This window comes from Aureimonas psammosilenae, from assembly GCF_009176975.1.
Lineage (GTDB): Bacteria > Pseudomonadota > Alphaproteobacteria > Rhizobiales > Rhizobiaceae > Plantimonas > Plantimonas psammosilenae.
This window is the reverse complement of record NZ_WEZG01000017.1, coordinates 1-16,981: the sequence shown is the minus strand read 5'-3', so window position 1 is coordinate 16,981 and position 16,981 is coordinate 1. Positions and strand designations below refer to the sequence as shown.

The window sequence follows — 16,981 nt, the reverse complement described above, 5'->3', positions numbered from 1 at the left end:
CACCGACCTTGCTGCCCGGCTTCGGCCGGGCGCAGACCGAACAGCGGAGTGCAAGGCCATGGCGCTCGTGTCAATGCGCGAGATCGAGAAGTCCTTTTCCGGCGTGCCGGCTCTGTCCGGCGCTTCGCTAGAGATCGAGCCGGGCGAGGTCATGGCCCTGATCGGCCAGAACGGCGCGGGCAAGTCCACTCTCATCAAGATCCTGACCGGTGCCTATCGGCGCGACGGCGGGGCGATCACCCTTGACGGCAGTCCGGTGGACTTTGCCAGCCCCGGCGCGGCGCAAGAGTCGGGCATCGCCACGATCTACCAGGAGATCAATCTCGTTGCCCAGCGCTCGGTGACGGAGAACATTTTTCTCGGCCGCGAACTGACCCGCTTCGGCCTCACCGACCGCCGTGCCATGGCGCGCGAGGCCGAACGGCTGCTCGCCGGCTTCGGCTTGGCCGTCAACGTGTCCCAGCCACTCGGGCGCTTCAATGCCGCCACGCGCCAGATGGTGGCAATCGCCCGCGCCCTGTCGATGCGCGCCCGCCTCGTCATCATGGACGAATCCACCTCCTCGCTGGACGAGCGCGAAGTCGAGACGCTGTTTGCAACGATCCGGAAACTGACCGGGGAAGGCGTCGCCGTCCTCTTCGTCAGCCACCGCATGGACGAACTCTACGCCGTCTGCGACCGCGTCACGATCATGCGCGACGGCCAGACGGTCGGGGTTCACCGCATGGGCGAGATCGCCAAGATCGACCTCGTCACAGCTATGCTCGGCCGCACGCTGGCCGAGGCGGAGAAGCGGCTCGGTGCTCTGCAGACGGATGCAGCGCCCCAGGCGCTCCTCGACGCGCGCGACCTCGTCGCCGGACGCCGGCTGAACGGGGCCAGCGTCTCGGTCGGGCGCGGCGAAGTGGTGGCGCTGGCCGGGCTCCTCGGCTCGGGGCGTACGGAGACCGCCCGCATCGTCTTCGGCGCCGACCGTCCCGATGCCGGCACGCTCCATCTCGACGGGACCCCGCGCGTCTTCTCCGGCCCCGCCGAGGCGATCGCCGCCGGGTTCGGCTTCTGCAGCGAGGACCGCAAGATCGAGGGGATCGTGCCCGACATGAGCGTCGCCGAGAACCTCACGCTCGCCTTGATGCCCCGTCTTGCCAAGGCGGGGCTGGTGGACGAGGCGGCGCAGCGGGCCGTGGTCAATCGCTTCGTGACGCGGCTCGGCATCAAGCTCGCCTCGCCTGACCAGAAGATCCGCGAACTGTCGGGTGGCAACCAGCAGAAGGTGCTGCTCGCACGCTGGCTCGCCATGAACCCGCGCCTCCTGATCGTCGACGAGCCGACCCGCGGCATCGACATCGGGGCCAAGGCCGAAATTCTAACCCTTCTGCGCGAACTGTCAAAGGATGGGCTCGGCGTCCTGATGATCTCTTCGGAGATCGAGGAGGTGCTGAGCCTTGCCGACCGCGTCACCGTCCTTGCCGACGGACAGACGGTCGCCGAACTGTCCGGCGACGGCATTTCCGAACCCGCGATCCTTTCGGCTATGGCGGCCGATGCCCCGCGCGCCGCACCGGAGGTTTCCGCGCGATGAGCCACCCGACCCTCACAGCAACCGCCCCGGCTCGCAGCCCTCGCGCCCGCCCCAAAACGGCCGAGCTGGTGCGCCGCTACGGCGTCGTCGTGGCGCTGCTTCTGCTTCTCGCCTTCAACGCCGTCTTCACACCGAACTTCCTGTCCTGGCAGACCTTGAACGTGAACCTCACGCAGGCTTGCGCGATCGTCATCGTCGCGGTCGGCATGACGCTGGTGGTTGCGTCCGGGGGCATCGATCTTTCGGTCGGCTCGCTGATGGCGATCTCGGGGGCGCTGGCCCCCCTGGTCTTCACCGGCACCTTATTTCCGCTGCCCGCGCATTGGGTCGGCATCGCGCTTGCCTTCGTGCTGCCGATCCTCGTCGCAGCCCTCCTCGGCCTCTTCAATGGCTGGCTGGTGACGCGCTTCTCCATCCAACCGATTGTCGCGACCCTTGTTCTTTTCATCGCCGGGCGCGGCCTCGCGCAGGTCGTGACAAACGGCAATCTGCAAGTCTTTCGAGAGCCGGGCTTCCAGGCGATCGGACTCGGCCGTATCGCGGGTGTGCCGATCCAGGTGGTGCTCATGGTACTGATCGTCGCCATCGGCGCCTTCGTGCTGACGAAGACCCTTTATGGACGCCAGCTCATCGCCGTCGGCGGCAACGCTCGCGCGGCGCATCTCTCCGGCATCTCGGTGCGACGTGTGCGAACCTTGGCCTATGTGGCGAGCGGCGCGCTTGCCGGTCTCGCGGGCCTTGTCGTGATCGCCCGCAACGGGGCGAGCGACGCTAATCTCGTTGGCCTTGGCATGGAACTCGACGCCATCGCGGCGGTCGCGGTCGGCGGCACGCTCCTGTCGGGCGGTCGGGCATCGATGGTCGGCACGCTGCTCGGCGCTCTTGTGATCCAGCTCGTGCGCTACACGCTTCTGGCCAACGGCGTGCCGGATGCCGCGGCCCTCGTGGTCAAGGCGGCGCTGATCGTGGCCGCCGTCTGGATCCAGCAGCGCTCGCTCGGAAAGACCGGCTGATGTCACTCAACCCGTCCGCCTCGCCCCGCACGCTCTTCGCCTCGCCCCAGGACATCGCCAAGGTCGGCGTCGTCGTCGCCCTCGTGCTTCTCGTCCTCTTCGGATGGGCGCGCTACGACAACTTCCTGTCGGAATACAACATCCTGAGCTTCCTGCGGTACAACGCGATGTTCGCGCTGATCGCGCTCGGCATGACCTTCGTGATCATCACCGGCGGCATCGATCTGTCCGTCGGCGCCGTGGCGGCGCTCGCCAGCGTCGTGGCGGCCCTCGCCTCGCCCTACGGCCTCCTTGCAGGCGTTGCGGCCGGCACCGCGACGGGTCTCGTCGCCGGGCTCCTGAACGGCGTCATAGTCACGCGCCTGGGCATCGCGCCCTTCATCGCGACGCTCGCCACCATGCTGGCCGCTTACGGCTCTGCCCTGCTTCTGGCCGACAACCAGTCCGTCTCGGCCTCCTACGACACCGCCTTCACCGAGTTCGGCCAGGGCGATCTGTTCGGCCTGCCCGTACCGGCCCTCGTCATGGTCGCCGCCTATCTGGTCGGCTGGCTCGTCCTCGAGCGGACCCGCACCGGCCGCCGTGTGCTCGCCATCGGCGGGGCTGAGGACGCCTCCCGTCTGATGGGCCTCAACGTCGACCGGCTGAAGCTCGGCGTCTATCTCGCCTCCGGCGCGCTGGCCGGTCTTGCCGGCGTCATCCTCGCCGCACAGTTCGGCGCGGGTCAGCCGACGGAGGGTGTGGGCTGGGAGCTTTTCGCCATCGCTGCGGTCGTGGTGGGCGGCACCCTTCTCACCGGTGGCTCCGGCTCCGTCGGGGCGACCTTCGCGGGCGCCATGCTCCTCGCGCTCCTCTTCAACCTCCTGAACTTCGAGAACGGCAAGGGCTGGATCTCCCTGTCGGCCTACTGGCAGTCGGTGATCCGTGGGCTGTTTCTCCTCCTCTTCGTTCTCCTTCAGGCGAAGATCGCCAAGACCTCCGACGACTTCTAAGCAAAGGGAACGGTCATGTCCGCACTTCAGAAACCTCACGAACTGCCGAGCTTCGACATCCAGGCGAGCGTCGACACGCTCTATCGCGACGGCATCACCGGCCTGAAGGGCGCCTTCTCGCGGGAATGGACCGAACAGATGCGCGAGGACATGATGACCGCCTTCTGGGAGGCGATCCAGCGCCCGGGCGGCGCCGTGACGCGCGGTCCCCGGCGCTGGTATGTGGAGCTTCACCCGGAGGCCATCTCCGGCTTCACCGATCTCGTCACCCATCCATGGGTTGCCGGCATGTGCGAGGCAGTCTGCGGGCCGGACTACCAGATTGTCGAAATCGGCTTCGACACGCCCTTCCAGGGTGCCAAGAACCAACCCTGGCACCGCGACTTCCCTTCCCCCCAGGATTCCTGGCAGGATAAAAAAATTACCTCGCTGGCCTTCAATCTGACCGGCGTCGACGTGACCCAGGACATGGGACCCTTCGAATGCGCTCCCGGCACGCAGTGGGATGACGGGCGCGAATGGAAACACGAGATGTTCCCGGACCGCTCGCTCTGGGGCCGCTACGAGGAACGCGCCACACGCAAGTATCCCTCGATGGGCGACATTTCCTGCCGCTCAGCGCTGATGATGCACCGGGGCACGGCTCACCCTTCTCCGATCTCGCGACCCGTGCTCGTTCTCGGCGTCGACGCCCCGGGCGCCGGCCATGCCGAACTGCACGACATGATGGTGACGCGCGCCTTTCACGAGAACCTTCCCCAGTCGGTGCGTGACCACCTCGTCTGCCGCGTGGTGGAAGAGCTCGTGCCCATCACGCAGAAGCACGACATCGAAGGCCTGGTGATGGGCTCGGAATAGCTCCCTCACATCGAGGCTCGCTCGCCATCTGAGCGGGCGAGCCTGTCGGGCTGTGCACGGTGACATAGCATCGCGGGAGCGGAGAAACCAGTAAGCGAGCTTACGGGAGGTGCAGGATCGGTGCCAGACCGACGTTGAATGGCTCCCGCTTCAGCGAGCCATCAAGACGACTGTGTAGCCTCTTCTATCCTCTGAGAACCGCCAGGGGCCGAGAGCTGACCGTCCGCTTCGGGCGACAGGAGGCCAATACGCTGCCATTCCGCTATCGACCCTTCTACGACGCTCACGCTCGTCGGTGATTTTCTCTAAAGCGGACCAACGCGATGATCGTCGCCGAGTGACGCGCGGCACAAAGCGGTGGCTTGACACAGACGCATATGGCACGAGTCAGTCACCGCGTGCGTCAAATGCCTGCTGTGCTACGGTGATCTTCTCGTGGTTGCCGATCGCCCAGGAACCGATCGCTTGGACAGGATCAAGCAAGGATCGACCGAGCTCCGTGAGTTCGTAATCAACCCGTGGTGGGATGGATGGAGTTACCGTCCGTGTCACAAGACCATCGCGCTCCAAGCCGCGCAGCGTCAGCGTCAGCATGCGCTGCGAGATGCTGCCGATCGCGCGTTTGAGTTCGCTGAAGCGGCGTGACCCGGCGCCGAGTTGCATGACCACGAGCACCGACCACTTGTCGCCGATCCGCGCCAGAACACCGCTGACGATCTGACAACGGCTGGGTTCGTGTAGTTGAGTATTGGTTACAGCGGTGTGCCCGGGTTCCAAAAATGTGCCTCCTTGCGACGGCGCGAGACGGTCATCTAATGGGCGTCAGTATCAAACCGATACCGCAAGCGCAAAGGCATCCGGCATGAAGCTTCTCCATCTCGATTCGAGCATACTCGGCGACAACTCAGTGAGTCGCGCCCTCTCCGCCGCCGTCGTCGAGCATCTTCGATCGGGCGCGCCCGGCATCGACGTCACCTACCGCGATCTTGTCGCTGAGCCGATCGGGCATCTGACGGGACGCTACCTCGCCGGCCAGAGCCCGGAAGTTCAGCACGACCAAGCATTGCAAGAGGACCTTGCGCTGGGGGGGCGCGTCTTGGAGGAATTCCTTGCCGCCGACACGGTAGTGATCGGCGTCGCGCTCTACAACTTTGCCGTGGCGAGCCAGTTGAAAGCTTGGATCGACCGGATCCTCGTCGCAGGCAAGACGTTCCGCTACGGACCGAACGGGGCGGAAGGATTGGCAGGCGGTAAGCGCGTCGTACTAACCGTGTCGCGCGGCGGCTTCTACGGGGTCGGTACGCCGCACCAGTCCTTCGAGCATGCCGAAACCTACATGCGCGCGGCCTTGGCCTTTATCGGCATCACGAACCCGAACGTCATCATAGCTGAAGGCATCGCAATCGGACCCGACCAGCGCCAAGCATCGGTCGCAAAGGCGTTGGAGGAAATCGGTCGCCTCGAAGCGGCTTAAGGCTTCCCGTACGCCTTGAAGCGTGCCGACTCGCCAGAAGCCAATAGGTCGGCGGGATCTTCGAAATCGGGCACCTGTTCCACCATCTCATGACTGTCCGCTGGAGTTTTTACGCGCCAGGAAGCGGACAGTCGGGTTTCCATCCACCCAGATGAGGGGGCGTCAATCTGAGGCGGTCGTCCTCAGGTGCCCCGCCCTCGATCGGTCCGCAGGCGGCATCCAATTCTCATCTTTGACAGCGCACCAACGGATAGGGCGGTGTCGGCGTTAGCCACCCCCCGATCCACCCGCGCGGGCGAAGCGCATCGGTGGGATGCCGACGAACCGGGTGAACGCGACGCTGAAGGAGCTGGCGGACCCGTAGCCGACGCGTTCCGCGACCTCCTTCACGCTGCCCTCCCCCCGCCGCAGCATGTTCCTAGCAAGCGCCATCCTCCAGGACAGAAGGTACTCGATGGGCGCGGTCCCCACCTCCCGGCGGAACCTGTCGAAGAACACCGAGCGGGAAAGCGACGCCTCCCGTGCCAACTGTTCCACGGTCCAGTCGCGTCGTGGGTCCTTATGCATGGAGCGTATCGCGCCCGACAGCCGGGCATCGGCTAGGCCGCGAAGGAGCCCCGGCGGGGCGGCACTGTCGGACGTCGCCCGCAACGCCTCGATGAGGAGCACCTCCAGCAGACGCTCCAGCACCATGTCCCGGGCGGGCCTCTCGTCCTGCGCCTCGCTTCGGACGAGTTTCACCAAGGTGGCGATGCGCTCCAGCCCGCGCACATGGACGAGGTCCGGAAGGAGCGACAGGAGCAGCCCGGCATCCGGCGAGCCGAACGCAAGGCGGCCGACCAGCATGCGCACGTTCGCCGGCCCGTCGGGATCGCCGTGTCTCGTCTCGTCGTCCAGCTTGGAAACGACGGACTGCCCCCCTGGCGGGCCGCCGTCGAGGCTCGACATGGCGAAGGCGCGTGAGGGCGGAACAAGGACGAAGTCGTTCTCGCCGAGTTCAATCGGCACCTGCCCGGCCACGGAAAGGAGCGAAGCTCCCTCAAGGATCAGGCAGAACAGCGGGTCGTCAATCACCGCAGCGTCGACCCGCCACGAGCCCGAGCCGCTGGCCTGCTTGGAGAAGGGCAGCCGCGGCTGGATCAGCGCCACCACCTCGGCGAACGGATCAATCATTTCAGGACGATCTCTAACGCTTGACGGACTTTGAACGATAGGCAGTCCGCCCTGCGGCGTCCACATGTCTCGCGTGCCGTCGCACCACAGGAGACACCATGAACACCGTCCTCATCACGGGCTGCTCGTCCGGCTTCGGGCTCGATATCGCCAAGCACTTTCTCGACCAAGGCTGGAAGGTCGTCGCCACGATGCGCACGCCCGATGACAGCATCCTGCCGGCCTCGGAGAACCTTCGCATTCTTCCCCTCGACGTCCGGAGCGACGAGAGCGTCCGGCAGGCCATCGAGGCGGGCGGCCCCATCGACGTCCTCGTCAACAACGCGGGCATCGGCTGGCTGAACGCTCTGGAAGGCACGCCGATGGACGTCGCACGCGACATCTTCGAGACCAACACGATCGGCACCATGCGGGTCGTGCAGGCGGTGCTGCCGCAGTTCCGCGAGCGCAGGGCGGGCACGATCGTCAACGTGACTTCCGCCGTCACGCTGAAGCCCCTGCCGCTCCTGTCCGTCTACACGGCCAGCAAGGCAGCCGTGAACGCCTTCACCGAGTCCGTCGCGCTCGAGCTCGAACCCTACGGCGTGACCGTCCGCATCGTGCTGCCCGGCCAGGCGCCCGACACGAGCTTCGGGAAGAGCGCTTTCGCCCGCATCCAGGGCGCCGGCGGGTTCCCGGACGCCTATGCGGAGTTTACCGAGGCAACCATCGCGCGCATGCGGGAGGTAGCCGGGCCAAGTACCCAGTCGTCGGATGTCGTCGAAGCGGTGTGGAGGGCCGCGACGGATCCGAACTGCTCCATGCGGCTGCCGGCGGGCGCGGACGCGGTGGCGCTGGTTAGCGCGGCCGGCTGAGCTCCGTCGGGATGCCGGAGCCGCAGCGCTGCTTCTACCAGGTGACCAACGGCGAGCGATGCAGCCATTCATCGCCCGTCACCTGATCAAGGACGAAACTGGCGACGTCGGCTCGCGAGATCGTACCGCCATGGAACCGCGAGAGGTCCTCGAGCGCCCGGATCGGCTTGCCCATCGTTTTGTCGTTGAGGACGGACGGGCGGACGAGTGTCCAGTCGAGCCCGCTGTTCCTGACGATCGCCTCCTGCCGGTTCTTGTCGGCGTAGACGTGGCGCAGGAGCAGCGGGAAGATAAGCCTGTCGAACAGGAAGCCGCCATGCCCGGCGCTGTCGCCCGCGCCGATCCCGGTGACGGCGACCAGGCGCTTGACGTTCTCCGCCTTCAACGCGTCGACGAGGACCAGAGTGGCGGAGGAGAGAAGCGTGACCTCCCTGAAGGGGCTTGCCGGCGTCCCGAGGGCGCTGATGACGGCGTCCCGCCCCTCCAGCGACCGGCGCACGGCAGCCGGGTCAAGGGCGTCCCCGACGACGATCGTGGCACCGTTCAGCTTGCTCGCCTTCTCCGCAGAGCGGGCGAGTACGGTGACGTCGTAACCCTGCTCGACCGCTTGTCTGACGATGTGCCGTCCGGTTCCCCCGGTCGCCCCGAGGACAAGCAGCTTGGGCTTCGCCACCGCGGGGGCGGGCGTTGTGATCCGATCCATGACATGGGTCTCCCTGTGCGGAACGCCCGCCTGGAGCGTTCCCGTCTTCGATGGTTGGGGGATGTCGGGTTGAGGCTCAGAGCCGGCCTTCGGCCACGAGCTCGCGCGTCCGCTTCAGCGTCGACAGAAGGGCGCTCCTGTAGCCCGTGTCGCTGTCGAACTGGGCCAGCTCCGCCTGCTCCTGGGGGCCGTTCGGCTCCTTCCCGCGCAGGCCGAGGTAGCAGTAGAAGCGGAGCTGGAGCGCGCCGGCCCCGTCGTCGAACAGCTCGTTGACGATGGCGCCCTCGCGCGGTCCGGTGGCCTGGAAGAAGGTGACCTTCGCCTGTGGCTCGAGGACGATGATCTCGCGCAGGTCGGCCCCGGCGATGGTGGCCTCGCGGACGAAGTGGGTCGCGCTCTCCTCGACGACCTCGCAGCGGGTGCAGAGGCCGGGCGGCAGGAACTCGCGCGCGTCGCGTGCCTTGAGCTCAAGGCCCTTCCACACCTGCTCTTGGGTCAGCTTCATCTCGCCTTCCGGGTTCACCGGGACGATGGCGGTCGAATAGATCATGGGAATGCTCCGTGTTTCGGGGACGGCATCGACCGCCCGCTTTTTGGTGGCGGATCGTGTGGCGGTCAGGCCGCGGCCGTGAGCTCGGCGGCGAAGTCGCGGTAGGAGCGCAGCGGGCGGCCGAGGAGCGCGGTCAGGCGTTCGACGTCGCCGGCTTCCGGCACCATGCCGTCGGTCAGGAAGCGCTCGGCCATCAGACGCATGTCGTAGGCCATCCAAGGCGGCATGAACTGACGCGAGTTCTGTTCGAACCCGGCGGTGTCGTCGCCGCCGTAAGCGATCGGACGTCCCAGCGCCTCGGTCCAGATGGCGGCGATGTCCGCTCCGGTGAGCGTGTCGGGTCCGACGACGTTGATGCGCTCATGCGGAAGCGCCGTCGTCGAGCTCTCGCGGCGGATGAGCTCGATGGCCGCGATCTCACCGATGTCGCGGGCGTCGACCATGGCCAGACCCTTGGAGCCGACCGGCATCGGGTACACGCCGTATCCGGTGACCACGTCCTTGATCGTGACGTCGTTGTTGATGAAGTAGGCGGGGCGCAGGATGGTGGCGCCGAAGCCCATCGCTTCGATCATCCGTTCGACGCCGAACTTGCCCGCGAAGTGGGGCACGTTGACGTAGACGTCGCTGTGGATCACCGAGAGATAGACGAGGCGCTCGATGCCCGCCTCGCGGGCGAGGTTGAGCGTGATCAGCGCTTGGGTGAATTCGTCGGGAACGACGGCGTTGAGGAGGAACAGCGTCGACACACCCGAAAGGGCGTTGCGCAGCGCGTCGACATCGAGGAGGTCGCCCTGCATGGCGACGACGCCGGACGGGAGGTTGGCATTGGACGGATCGCGGACGAGGGCGCGCACGTCAGCGCCCCGGGAGGCGAGCTGCTCGACGACGTTGCGGCCGACGGTGCCCGTGGCGCCGGTAACGAGGATGGTCATGGAGATCACTCCGGTTCGTGTTGGCTACGGTTGCAAGATCGGTGATCCCCGTTCATTCCAATAGACGCCGAATTTGGACGTGCCGTCTCACAGGTGGAACGGATGGATCTTCTCGCCCTTGCCGACTTCAACCTCGTCGCCCGGCATGAAGGGTTCGGCCGAGCTGCCCGCGCGACAGGGCGACCGAAGGCGACGCTGTCGCGGCGTGTGTCCGAGTTGGAGGCCAGCCTCGACCTCCGCCTGTTCGAGCGCGGCGGGCGGGCGCTGAAGCTCACCGAGGAGGGCTGGGCCCTGTACGAGCGCACGGGCGTGCTTCTCGCCGACCTTCAGGAGACCGCGGCCGCCATCGCTTCGGGCGGGCATCGGCCGCGGGGTCGGTTGCGCATCAGCGCGCCGCTGCTCTTCTCGCAGACCGCCATGGGCAAGCTCGCAGCCGGGTTCGCGCTCAAGCATTCGGACGTCCGGCTCGAGGTCACCACGGAGGACCGTGCTGTCGACATGATTGAGGAAGCCTACGATCTCGTAATCCGTGTGAACCCGGAGCCGGACGAGAGCCTCGTCGGGCGCGCGTTCCTACGCGACCGGCTGGTGGTCGTCGGGCACCCGGGACTTAAGGCACCTTCGGACGGATCGTCCGTTCCGGCTGTGGTGCGCGGGACGGCAGGCGCGGGCGAAACCTGGACCGTGATCACGGCAACAGGGCGATCCGACATCGAGGTCCGCCCCGCGTTGAGCCTGTCGTCGATGATCATGGTGCGGGACGCGGTGCGGATGGGCGTCGGCATCGCGCGACTGCCGATCTCCCTCGTCGGCCATGATCTCGCTGCAGGACGGCTGGTCTCTTGGGGCGACGTCGAGGGACCCGAGATCGCCCTGTGGACGCTCTACCCGAGCCGCCGGCTCCTCAGCGCCCGCGTGTCTGCGTTCCTCGACCATCTGAAGGAAGCCTTCCCGCAAGGGACGCCCGAGGAACTGGCAAACTACCTCGAGGCCTGATTGCCGTTCCCGACGCTTCCTAGCCATGCTCCAGGACGCCGATCCACGCCGAGCCGAGGAGGGCGACGCCCAGCGCGAGGTTGAGGGCTCTCGTGACCTTCGGCGAACGCACGTGGGTTGCAGCCCGCGAACCGAGGGCGGCCCAAATCTCGAGGCACGGCAACGACACCAGCAGGAAGACGCCCGACAGGAGGGCGTAGCGCCCGATGTCCGCGCTCTCTTCGGCGAAGACGCCGACAACGGCGATCGCCATGCCCCAGGTCTTCGGGTTCACCACCTGGAGCGCGGCCGCGGTCATGCCGTCCGTCGGCTTGTCGGCAGCCGAGTGGACGGTTCCGACGGGTTGCGACACGATCTGCCAAGCCAGAATGCTCATCCAGATCGCTCCCGCCCAGCCCATGGCGGCCTGGATCCCCGGGTGCTCCGACAGCCATCGGCCCATGCCGAAGCCGACGACCAGGACGAGGCTTGCGGCTCCCACGCAGGATCCCCAGACGATCGGGAGCGCCGCCACGAAGCCGTAGCGTGTACTGTTGCCGAGAACGAGGAGGTTGGACGGGCCGGGGGTGATCGAAGCGACGAAGGCGAAGGTCACGAAGGGCAGGAGCTGCTGGACGACGGTCATCGAGTGGGCGGTCATGGATGCAGCTTTGCTCCCTTGCTGGCCTTGTCGACGTCCCTCTTCGGGCCGCGGATGGCGATACCGACGAGGTCGGGCGCGTCGGTCGGCTCGGCCTTGAACACGTCGCGGTTCGCAGCGTCGTGCCCGGTCGAGAACATCGCGCGGACGTAGACGGCCGTGGTCAGGTCCTTCTCGGCCGAGATCCGGTGGGCGCGGCGGAGCTCGTCGGGTCCGGCGGCGAAGACCAGCATGGGCTGGCCGAGAAGGCTGGCAAAGCGTCGTCCGGCGGCGTCCTCGTACGGCTCGCCGATGGCTTCCGGCGCCGCAGCGGCGATGCCGGTCGCAAGGAACGCAGTGACGTTCAGCTTCTGCCAGGTCGCAAGATCGTCCAGGACCAGGATGGCGACCTTCGTGTCGAACATGCTTGACCTTCTGATACTGATGCGGCGACTTGGCCGGATGTGGTAAGACCAAGAGGTGATAAAACCGAACAGCATTCGCCGCCAAGGAGGATCGGAGCGTTGAGCGAAGATACGAACCGCGTTCGGCCGAGCCGTGGGTCCCCGGCCCGTTTGGATGACAGGGACCGAACGCTGTTAGGGCTGCTCGCCGAGGATACGACCCGCAGCTACGCCGAGCTCGGTCAGCTCCTCAACCTCTCGGCGCCCGCCGTCCACGAGCGCGTGAAACGGCTGCGGCAGGACGGGGTCATTAAGGCGAACGTCGCGGTCCTCGACGGGGCGAAGCTCGGGCGCCCTCTCCTGACCTTCGTCCACGTCGATACGACGAGCTGGGCGGTGACGCGCCACCTGCTGGCGTTGAAGGAGCTGCCAGAAGTGGAGGAAATTCACACCGTGACGGGTGAGAGCGCGATGCTCCTCAAGGTGAGGACCCGCGACACGCAGGCGCTTGAGGACCTTCTCGAGCGGATCCACTCCATCGAGGGCTTCAAGGGCACGAGAAGCTACATCGCCCTATCGACCTATCTCGAACGTGGGCCGAGCCCGGTGGCGACCGGGTGAGGACGACGCGGGTAGATAATCGTGGATCGTCGACTGGCGTTTGATTCACGTGATCAGGTAGAAATGTGGCGTTCGACGGCAAACGGCCCTCCGGGTGCGGCAGCGTAAGGTGCTTCCCCTGACCGAGGGAGCACCCCATAACTCGGGTCCGTCCTGATCGCTGGAGCGTTGAGCGGCCTTGGTTACCCAGCTCCAGTACGGCGCTCACTTCTCATGCGCTAGAAGCCGCACCGGAGTTCACGTCCGGTCGTGACGATCTACCACCCGCGCCTCAACGACGCCCGATACGCACCAGCGTCTTTCCGAGGTTACGGCCCGCGAGCATCCTGACGAACGCCTCGGGAGCCTTCTCGAGCCCGTCCGCGATGTCCTCGTCGGCGTGGATCCTCCCGGCCTCCACCCAGCCCGACATCTGCTTGCTGAAGGTTTCGAACCTGCTGCCGTAGTGGTCGCCGATCATGAAGCCCTCCATGCGGATGCGTTTGACGATCAGCGACATCATCAGGTCGTGCGGGCTCCCGTCAGTGGCGACGTCGCCGTTGTACCCAGACACGAGCCCGCAGACGGGCACCCGCGCCCCGACGTTGAGCAGCGGCCATACGGCGGCCCGAACCGCCCCGCCGACATTCTCGAAATAGACGTCGACGCCGGATGGGGCGGCCTCTGCCAGACGTTCGTAAAGCTGCCGGGTCTGGTGATCGAGGCACGCGTCGAACCCGAGCACCTCGACCGCATGGCGGCACTTGCGCTCCCCGCCCGCAATCCCGACCACGCGGCAGCCCAGTATCTTGCCGATCTGGCCGACCGCGGCGCCGACCGCGCCAGTCGCCGCCCCGACGACCAGCGTCTCGCCGGGCTGGGGGGAGCCGATGGCGGTCAGACCGTGCCATGCGGCAAATCCCGTCATGCCGAGGATGCCGAGGGCGAGCGAGGGCCGGGCCATGCCGCTTGACAGAGCGTAGAGGTCCGACCCGTCCGTGACCGCGTATTCCTGCCAGCCACCGTTCGCGACCACGAGGTCGCCCGAACGGAAGCCGTCGACGTCCGACGAGACGACCTCGGCGACCGTTCCGCCCCCTGGCGGCTCGCCGAGGGCATATGGTGCGGCGTAGGATCCGTCGCCATCGTTCATCCGGCCACGCATGTAAGGGTCTAGCGACAGGAACAGGTTACGAAGCAGTATCTCCCCTTCCCCGGCCTGCGGCCGCTCTTGGTCGACGATGGCAAAGTCGTCCGGTCGTGGTGTGCCTTGAGGCCGCTTCACGAGCAGCACCCTTCTGTTCGTCGAGCTCGTTTCCATCTGGCGTTCCCTTGCTGTGAGAAGCGCTGCCGACGCCTGGCGTCGGCAGCCTGGGTCACTCTCAGTCGGCGAAGCGTTCCCGCAGGAAAGCGAGGACGTCGTCATCGGCTTTGCGGATGACCGAAAAGTGGTCAGCGCCGGGATAGGTCTTGTAGGTGACCGGTGCTCCCTTGCCGCGCAGCCTTTCCACGAACGCCGTCGTCAGGGGCTCGAGGACGAAGCCGTCGGCCGTTCCCTGCACCACGAGCGTTGGCCGCCGAAGCAAGAAGTCGGGCGAGGCTGCCGGGTCGTTGGCAGCGAGGAAGGCCCTCATGTCGGGGTTGGTTGCCCAGTCCTTCTTGAGGCCGTCGAATGCCTCTCCCTTTGCCTTGACCGCGGCGTCGATCGTCCCGATCGCCTTCACCGAGCATAGGGAGCGGAACTCCAGCAACAGCCCGGCCAAGTCGTTACCCATCACCGCCCGCGGGTCGAAGGCGGGCTTGTCGGCGGTTAAGCCCACCGTCATGAGCGCGCCCTGGAACTCGCGCATCATCCGGGCTTGGTTTGCTGCCGCCCCGTCGTTTGCCGTTCGTGCCGCTTCGCCGAAATGATCGGCTGTCGCGGCGACGGAGGTGTAGGGCACAGACGCGACCGTGCCGACGAACTCGAGCTCCGGCGCTTCATGGGCGTGTGCCTCGACGCCGAGAGCGAGGTGGCCTCCGTCGGAGTGCCCCATCGCCGCGTACCTGTTGGAAAGGTGCGGCTCGGCCAGCCTTGCGGCTTCGACGGCAGAGATCAGGGACCGTGCGCCGCTGGCGGCCCCGAAGTACGGATAGGGACCAATGGCTTGCGCACCCAGTCCTTCGAGGTCCGGCGCCACAACGGCATAGCCCGCCCTCAGAAGCTCGCCGATCTGGTAGACGTAGTCGCTCGGGAAGCCGTCGCGGGTCAGCCCGCCGTCGAGTTCAGGCGTGAGGCTTGGGGCGCATGTCTTCTGTCCCGGCGTCGAGGTGCCGTGCGCCCAGGCCACGATCGGCCAGCCTTCGGTCGGTGCCCTGCCCTTTGGGACGAACAGGAGCGTGGTGGCCGGGGTCTGACTGCCCCGGACGTCCGGCATCGTGTGGACGAGCAGCTTGGCGTCTGCCTCCAAGCCAGATGGAACCGCGTGCTCCGCAACGGACCGCAGCTTGACGTTCAGGCTTTCCTCAGCCCAGGCGCCCGGGATGGCCAGCGGCCCTGCCGAAGCGATACCGACTGTAAGGCCGGCGGCGACGGAAAGGGAACGAAGACGGGACGCAAATGTAGAAATAAACATCGTGATCGACCTCAAACCTGTGCCATGCCGCCGTCGACGGGCAGCTCGGCTCCCGTGACGAAACTCGCCTCGTCGCTGGCGAGGAAGAGAGCGGCGGCTGCGACCTCGTCCGGGCGCCCCATGCGTCCCAGCGGGATCATCGCAGTGAGTGTCGCCCGCATCTCGTCAGAGGCGGAGGCGAACATCGCGGTGTCAGTCGGCCCCGGGCTGACGACGTTGACGCGGATGCCGCGTGGCGCGAGCTCGTTGGCCCAGGTCCGCGCGAACGAACGGACCGCAGCCTTCGCCGCTCCGTAGGCCCCGTAGCCTTTCGTGCCGATGTCCCCGGCAATGGAGCCAACCAGAACGATCGAGCCGCCGTCGCCCATGTGCGTCGCGGCGCCCTTCGCGGCGAAGACGAGCGAGCGGACGTTGAGCCCGAAGGTGCGGTCGAAGTGATCCTCGGTAAGACCGTCCAGGGTCGCGAACTCCGACAGCCCCGCGTTGACGACGAGGATGTCGATCCGGCCAGCATCCTCGTAGATCCGAGCGATTGCGCCTTCGAGATCGGCTGGATTGGAGGCGTCGGCCGATAGGGAGCGGATCGAGCCGGCCCCGACCGCCGTGGCGGTTCCGTCAGTCTTGGCGGATCGACTGGTGGCATAGACGGCCGCCCCCTCTTTCGCAAATCGTTGGGCGATCGCGCCTCCGATACCGCCCGAACCACCGATAACGACGGCGATCTTGTTGTTAAGCTGGGTCATGTCCCATCCATCCGTTGATGATGGACGCATCGATATAGATGTTATACTTACGGTCAATTACGCACTATATTTATCGCAGATATGACGGAGTATATCGATGTCCGAAATCCTGACGCAGACGGGTCCTTCGAAACGCCGTTCCAGGGCGTCTGCTCCGGATGCGACCGACGAAGCCCTGATCGACGCCCGCACGACGCGGCCGATCCTGGAGCACATCGCGAACAAGTGGTCGGTCCTGATCCTGACCGTCCTGTGCACGCGACCGTCCCGCTTCAACGAGATCATGCGCCGCCTCGATGGCATTACCCACAAGGCGCTGGCGGATGCGCTCAAGCGACTGGAGCGCAACGGTCTCGTCAAGCGCACGGTCTTGCCCACGACGCCCATCGGGGTCGAGTACACCATCACCCCGCTCGGTCACTCCCTACAGGAGCCGTTTGAGGCGCTGTACGCGTGGGCGCTCAAGCGTGGGCCTGAACTTCAGCAAGCACAGGTCGAGTTCGACAAACGGGACGATTAGCTCGGCTCCGGACAGGGTGACTCGGGCGCCGTGCTTGTATGTCTCGCCGAACCCCCCAAAGATTCTCAGCAACCAGTTCGTCAGCTCTCCAGGCCGATGACTGGGAATCTAAACGGTAGGACGGTCATCGAGTCTTGCCCAAATTGTAGCGCTCGGCGCGAAGGCAGCTTTTGGAAATTCTAATCCGGAAGCGGACAGTCAGCTTTCCTGAAGAGTTTCGGGCGCCGTGAGGCGTACGAAAGTCGCGGAAGACCGAACCCGCGGGATGCCGGTTGGTGGTTTATGGGGTTTTCGGCTGACGGCGGTGCAGGGGCAAGGTGCATCGACCGCCAGATGGTACGGCATGCCGA

At 66.2% G+C, this 16,981-nt stretch carries 19 protein-coding genes; 9 read left to right on the top strand and 10 right to left on the bottom strand.

Annotated features, from left to right (window positions below; translation table 11 throughout):
• Nucleotides 1-58 precede the first annotated feature (58 nt).
• Genes F9929_RS21640 through F9929_RS21625 form a run of 4 tightly spaced genes read left to right on the top strand, consistent with a single transcriptional unit; the run spans nucleotide 59 to nucleotide 4,445 of the window.
• Complete coding sequence (locus tag F9929_RS21640; protein ID WP_235919502.1) at nucleotides 59-1,582, top strand: sugar ABC transporter ATP-binding protein; 1,524 nt, start codon at nucleotides 59-61, stop codon at nucleotides 1,580-1,582.
• Nucleotides 1,579-2,595 (top strand): ABC transporter permease, encoded by a 1,017-nt coding sequence (locus tag F9929_RS21635; RefSeq protein ID WP_152048635.1) that lies wholly within the window; start codon nucleotides 1,579-1,581, stop codon nucleotides 2,593-2,595. The genes F9929_RS21640 and F9929_RS21635 overlap by 4 nt, the downstream gene beginning before the upstream one ends.
• Nucleotides 2,595-3,587 carry an ABC transporter permease gene (locus F9929_RS21630; RefSeq protein WP_152048634.1) on the top strand — a complete coding sequence of 331 codons (993 nt, stop codon included), beginning with the start codon at nucleotides 2,595-2,597 and terminating at the stop codon, nucleotides 3,585-3,587. The genes F9929_RS21635 and F9929_RS21630 overlap by 1 nt, the downstream gene beginning before the upstream one ends.
• A 15-nt stretch (nucleotides 3,588-3,602) precedes the next feature.
• Nucleotides 3,603-4,445, top strand: a complete 843-nt coding sequence (locus F9929_RS21625) for a phytanoyl-CoA dioxygenase family protein (protein WP_152048633.1) — start codon at nucleotides 3,603-3,605, stop codon at nucleotides 4,443-4,445.
• 387 nt (nucleotides 4,446-4,832) lie between these two features.
• Here F9929_RS21625 and F9929_RS21620 read toward each other — a convergent pair whose 3' ends face one another.
• A complete protein-coding gene (locus tag F9929_RS21620; protein ID WP_152048632.1) occupies nucleotides 4,833-5,222 on the bottom strand; it encodes a winged helix-turn-helix transcriptional regulator in 390 nt (129 codons plus the stop codon).
• Between the two features lie 85 nt (nucleotides 5,223-5,307).
• On the opposite strand from F9929_RS21620, the gene F9929_RS21615 reads away from it, so the two are divergent.
• Entirely contained in the window at nucleotides 5,308-5,919 is a 612-nt protein-coding gene (locus F9929_RS21615) for an FMN-dependent NADH-azoreductase (protein ID WP_152048631.1), read from the top strand.
• A gap of 267 nt (nucleotides 5,920-6,186) precedes the next feature.
• Here F9929_RS21615 and F9929_RS21610 read toward each other — a convergent pair whose 3' ends face one another.
• Complete coding sequence (locus F9929_RS21610) at nucleotides 6,187-7,092, bottom strand: AraC family transcriptional regulator (protein WP_152048630.1); 906 nt, start codon at nucleotides 7,090-7,092, stop codon at nucleotides 6,187-6,189.
• A 98-nt stretch (nucleotides 7,093-7,190) separates the two neighbouring features.
• Here F9929_RS21610 and F9929_RS21605 point away from each other — a divergent pair, with 98 nt between their 5' ends.
• Nucleotides 7,191-7,946 carry an SDR family oxidoreductase gene (locus F9929_RS21605; protein ID WP_152048629.1) on the top strand — a complete coding sequence of 252 codons (756 nt, stop codon included), beginning with the start codon at nucleotides 7,191-7,193 and terminating at the stop codon, nucleotides 7,944-7,946.
• Nucleotides 7,947-7,980: 34 nt separating this feature from the next.
• On the opposite strand, the gene F9929_RS21600 is transcribed toward F9929_RS21605, so the two are convergent.
• From F9929_RS21600 to F9929_RS21590, 3 genes are all read right to left on the bottom strand, one after another.
• A complete protein-coding gene (locus tag F9929_RS21600; RefSeq protein ID WP_152048628.1) occupies nucleotides 7,981-8,649 on the bottom strand; it encodes an NAD(P)-dependent oxidoreductase in 669 nt (222 codons plus the stop codon).
• Between the two features lie 76 nt (nucleotides 8,650-8,725).
• Nucleotides 8,726-9,199: an AtaL-like protein gene (locus F9929_RS21595; RefSeq protein ID WP_152048627.1), complete on the bottom strand. Its 474-nt coding sequence runs from the start codon at nucleotides 9,197-9,199 to the stop codon at nucleotides 8,726-8,728.
• A 65-nt stretch (nucleotides 9,200-9,264) separates the two neighbouring features.
• A complete protein-coding gene (locus F9929_RS21590) occupies nucleotides 9,265-10,134 on the bottom strand; it encodes an SDR family oxidoreductase (protein WP_152048626.1) in 870 nt (289 codons plus the stop codon).
• Between the two features lie 102 nt (nucleotides 10,135-10,236).
• Here F9929_RS21590 and F9929_RS21585 point away from each other — a divergent pair, with 102 nt between their 5' ends.
• Nucleotides 10,237-11,130 carry a LysR family transcriptional regulator gene (locus tag F9929_RS21585; protein ID WP_152048625.1) on the top strand — a complete coding sequence of 298 codons (894 nt, stop codon included), beginning with the start codon at nucleotides 10,237-10,239 and terminating at the stop codon, nucleotides 11,128-11,130.
• Between the two features lie 19 nt (nucleotides 11,131-11,149).
• Here the strand turns inward: F9929_RS21585 and F9929_RS21580 are convergent, their stop codons facing one another.
• Together F9929_RS21580 and F9929_RS21575 are read right to left on the bottom strand one after the other, a co-directional pair.
• On the bottom strand, nucleotides 11,150-11,770 hold the full coding sequence (locus tag F9929_RS21580; protein ID WP_210251376.1) for a LysE family translocator: 621 nt from the start codon (nucleotides 11,768-11,770) through the stop codon (nucleotides 11,150-11,152).
• A complete protein-coding gene (locus tag F9929_RS21575) occupies nucleotides 11,767-12,174 on the bottom strand; it encodes a DUF2000 family protein (protein ID WP_152048624.1) in 408 nt (135 codons plus the stop codon). Before F9929_RS21575 ends, F9929_RS21580 begins: the two co-directional genes overlap by 4 nt.
• 99 nt (nucleotides 12,175-12,273) lie before the next feature.
• Between F9929_RS21575 and F9929_RS21570 the strand changes: the two genes are divergently transcribed.
• Nucleotides 12,274-12,774 (top strand): Lrp/AsnC family transcriptional regulator, encoded by a 501-nt coding sequence (locus tag F9929_RS21570; RefSeq protein WP_210251375.1) that lies wholly within the window; start codon nucleotides 12,274-12,276, stop codon nucleotides 12,772-12,774.
• A gap of 271 nt (nucleotides 12,775-13,045) precedes the next feature.
• Here the strand turns inward: F9929_RS21570 and F9929_RS21565 are convergent, their stop codons facing one another.
• The 3 genes from F9929_RS21565 to F9929_RS21555 form a co-directional block, all read right to left on the bottom strand.
• A complete protein-coding gene (locus F9929_RS21565; protein WP_152048623.1) occupies nucleotides 13,046-14,074 on the bottom strand; it encodes an NADP-dependent oxidoreductase in 1,029 nt (342 codons plus the stop codon).
• Nucleotides 14,075-14,135: 61 nt separating this feature from the next.
• Nucleotides 14,136-15,383 carry an alpha/beta hydrolase family protein gene (locus F9929_RS21560; RefSeq protein WP_152048622.1) on the bottom strand — a complete coding sequence of 416 codons (1,248 nt, stop codon included), beginning with the start codon at nucleotides 15,381-15,383 and terminating at the stop codon, nucleotides 14,136-14,138.
• Nucleotides 15,380-16,111 carry an SDR family NAD(P)-dependent oxidoreductase gene (locus tag F9929_RS21555; protein ID WP_152048621.1) on the bottom strand — a complete coding sequence of 244 codons (732 nt, stop codon included), beginning with the start codon at nucleotides 16,109-16,111 and terminating at the stop codon, nucleotides 15,380-15,382. The genes F9929_RS21560 and F9929_RS21555 overlap by 4 nt, the downstream gene beginning before the upstream one ends.
• A 97-nt stretch (nucleotides 16,112-16,208) precedes the next feature.
• Here F9929_RS21555 and F9929_RS21550 point away from each other — a divergent pair, with 97 nt between their 5' ends.
• Nucleotides 16,209-16,631 (top strand): winged helix-turn-helix transcriptional regulator, encoded by a 423-nt coding sequence (locus tag F9929_RS21550; RefSeq protein WP_152048620.1) that lies wholly within the window; start codon nucleotides 16,209-16,211, stop codon nucleotides 16,629-16,631.
• Nucleotides 16,632-16,981 lie beyond the last annotated feature (350 nt).

Excerpts from the sequence above, each read along its gene's own strand:
- F9929_RS21565 (WP_152048623.1), bottom strand. The coding sequence starts at position 14,074 with ATGGAAACGAGCTCGACGAACAGAAGGGTGCTGCTCGTGAAGCGGCCT.
- F9929_RS21595 (WP_152048627.1), bottom strand. The coding sequence starts at position 9,199 with ATGATCTATTCGACCGCCATCGTCCCGGTGAACCCGGAAGGCGAGATG.
- F9929_RS21575 (WP_152048624.1), bottom strand. The coding sequence starts at position 12,174 with ATGTTCGACACGAAGGTCGCCATCCTGGTCCTGGACGATCTTGCGACC.
- F9929_RS21590 (WP_152048626.1), bottom strand. The coding sequence starts at position 10,134 with ATGACCATCCTCGTTACCGGCGCCACGGGCACCGTCGGCCGCAACGTC.
- F9929_RS21615 (WP_152048631.1), top strand. The coding sequence starts at position 5,308 with ATGAAGCTTCTCCATCTCGATTCGAGCATACTCGGCGACAACTCAGTG.
- F9929_RS21630 (WP_152048634.1), top strand. The coding sequence starts at position 2,595 with ATGTCACTCAACCCGTCCGCCTCGCCCCGCACGCTCTTCGCCTCGCCC.
- F9929_RS21625 (WP_152048633.1), top strand. The coding sequence starts at position 3,603 with ATGTCCGCACTTCAGAAACCTCACGAACTGCCGAGCTTCGACATCCAG.
- F9929_RS21635 (WP_152048635.1), top strand. The coding sequence starts at position 1,579 with ATGAGCCACCCGACCCTCACAGCAACCGCCCCGGCTCGCAGCCCTCGC.
- F9929_RS21600 (WP_152048628.1), bottom strand. The coding sequence starts at position 8,649 with ATGGATCGGATCACAACGCCCGCCCCCGCGGTGGCGAAGCCCAAGCTG.
- F9929_RS21640 (WP_235919502.1), top strand. The coding sequence starts at position 59 with ATGGCGCTCGTGTCAATGCGCGAGATCGAGAAGTCCTTTTCCGGCGTG.
- F9929_RS21550 (WP_152048620.1), top strand. The coding sequence starts at position 16,209 with ATGTCCGAAATCCTGACGCAGACGGGTCCTTCGAAACGCCGTTCCAGG.
- F9929_RS21610 (WP_152048630.1), bottom strand. The coding sequence starts at position 7,092 with ATGATTGATCCGTTCGCCGAGGTGGTGGCGCTGATCCAGCCGCGGCTG.
- F9929_RS21555 (WP_152048621.1), bottom strand. The coding sequence starts at position 16,111 with ATGACCCAGCTTAACAACAAGATCGCCGTCGTTATCGGTGGTTCGGGC.
- F9929_RS21580 (WP_210251376.1), bottom strand. The coding sequence starts at position 11,770 with ATGACCGCCCACTCGATGACCGTCGTCCAGCAGCTCCTGCCCTTCGTG.
- F9929_RS21605 (WP_152048629.1), top strand. The coding sequence starts at position 7,191 with ATGAACACCGTCCTCATCACGGGCTGCTCGTCCGGCTTCGGGCTCGAT.
- F9929_RS21585 (WP_152048625.1), top strand. The coding sequence starts at position 10,237 with ATGGATCTTCTCGCCCTTGCCGACTTCAACCTCGTCGCCCGGCATGAA.